Consider the following 2019-nt stretch of genomic DNA (forward strand, 5'->3'; position numbering starts at 1 on the left):
GTAAGCGCTCCATAAACCCCACCAAACTCAATATGGGTGGCGCGCTCAGCTAGGCGATGCGGGTGAGCAGTTCCACGGCAGCAAGGCTTCGTAATCTTCAACTGATGAGGCCGCCGGCAGGCGCTCCAGTGCGTGGCGCAGCCACGCATAAGGCTCTTGGCCGTTGGCTTTGGCAGTCTCGACCAAGCTGTAAAGTTGAGCACTGGCCGTCGCGCCCTTGGGCGTGTCGCTAAACAGCCAGTTCTTCCTTCCGATCACGAAGGGGCGGATCGCGCGTTCAGCGGCATTGTTGTCGATCGGCAGGTAGCCTTCCTCGACGTATCGCTCCAGCTTGCCCCAGTTACTTGCGAGGTAACTGATGGCTTTGCCCAGGGCATTCTGAGTGGTGACCTGTGGTTGCGTTTTTTCGATCCAGCTTTTCAACTGCGCCAGTACCGGCAGGCTTTGTTCGTGACGACCGATCTTGCGTTCAGCGTCGCCGAAAGCCTTCAGGTCGCGTTCGATACCATAAAGCTTGTTGATCAGGTTCAGCGCGATATCCGCACGCCCCGTTTTGCCTTTAGGCTGCACTTTCTGTGCTTCAACGAACTTGCGACGCGCATGGGCCCAGCAGCCTAAACGCTCAACGCCAGCTTGGGCGCCCAGTGCGTTGTAACCGGCATAATCATCGGTCATGACGTAGCCACGATAGCCCTCGAGCAGGCGCGTAGGCACCTCCTGCGCTCGGCTGGTGGAGTAGTCAAAAAGAATCACCGGCTGATCCGGTGGGCCGCCGGTTTGCACCCACATCCACGACTGGCTGCTTGGCTCGCGGTCAGGCTCTTTCAACACCTGTACCCGCGTTTCATCGCAGTGGATGACGCGACTGGCCAACAGGCTGTCGCGCATTAAATTCAGCAGCGGCTGGAAGTGCCCGCCGCACTGGATAACCCAGCGAGCCAAGGTCTGGCGCGGGATATCGATGCCGTGGCGCCCCAATACTTTTTCAAATCGATGAAGCGGCAAGCCGTCTACATATTTGGTGGTCAGCAACATCGCCAGAACGCTCGGGCTGGCCATACTTTTTTCAATCAATTGAGCTGGCTTGTCCGCAGTGACCGGAGCGGCTTCGCAGTCGCGGCAACCATAGACTTTGCGGACGTGTTTGATGACACGGATCTGCATCGGGACGATTTCAAGCTGCTCGCTGATCTCCTCGCCGATGGCGTGCTTGCGGCAGCCGCAAGTGCAAGTCAGCTCATGTTCGGGCAGTTCGTGGATGAGCTCGATGCGCGGAAGGTCAGCGGGCAACGGCTTGCGCTTGCCACGGCGCTTGGCGGGTGCGACGACCTCTTCTTCAGTGATCTCGCACGCCAACTCAACCTCGTGCTCCGCTTCATTGAACAACGCCATTTGAGGCGTTGCCGGATCGACGGCCTGCTCTGATTTTCGGCCAAACAGGCGCTGCCTTAGCAGTGCAACTTGTTCTTCGAGCACGCCCATCCTGGATTGCATCTTCGCAAGCATCTGCTTGAGCAACTCGGGATCATCAGGAAGGTTGTCGGGCACGAAATTCATGCCCTGGATTATACCGAATCAGGCCACGAATCGTGGCGTCAAAACCTGATGAGGACGGTTACGCCAGAGGTCAAAGCCGTCGAGCATCCAGTTGAGTTCCTGAACAGTCAGGACAATCGCTTCGTCCGTCACGTCGGGCGACGTTTTGAAGCGTTCGGACTCCAGGCGCTTGAGCCAAAGGCAGAAGCCGTTGCGTTCCCAGTACAAGATCTTCACGCGGTTGCGCGGCTTGTTGAGGAAAACAAAAAGTACGGGGTCGAAGACGGCGACCTTGATGTCTAGCTCGACCAAGGCAGCCAGGCCATCGATGGATTTTCGAAAGTCGACGGGCTTGGGGTAGAGATAGACTTTTTCGACTTTTGCATCGGGTCGCATCATGGCGAACGGGCTCCTGAGAGAATCGGGAGCACAGCATCGAGCATCAGATAAGCGCTTGGAATGTGGGGTTCATGGAGCGCTTAC

2 protein-coding genes are annotated in these 2019 nt (G+C 57.5%); both read right to left on the minus strand.

The window, feature by feature from the left end; all coding sequences use genetic code 11:
• Nucleotides 1-45: 45 nt before the first annotated feature.
• Nucleotides 46-1557 carry an IS66 family transposase gene (gene tnpC / locus ACQRAX_RS25395; protein WP_412041613.1) on the minus strand — a complete coding sequence of 504 codons (1512 nt, stop codon included), beginning with the start codon at nucleotides 1555-1557 and terminating at the stop codon, nucleotides 46-48.
• 18 nt (nucleotides 1558-1575) lie between these two features.
• Nucleotides 1576-1935, minus strand: coding sequence for an IS66 family insertion sequence element accessory protein TnpB (gene tnpB, locus ACQRAX_RS25400; protein WP_007247730.1), 360 nt, complete (start codon nucleotides 1933-1935; stop codon nucleotides 1576-1578).
• Between the last annotated feature and the right edge of the window lie 84 nt (nucleotides 1936-2019).

The organism is Pseudomonas sp. UM16 (assembly GCF_050312595.1).
GTDB lineage: Bacteria > Pseudomonadota > Gammaproteobacteria > Pseudomonadales > Pseudomonadaceae > Aquipseudomonas.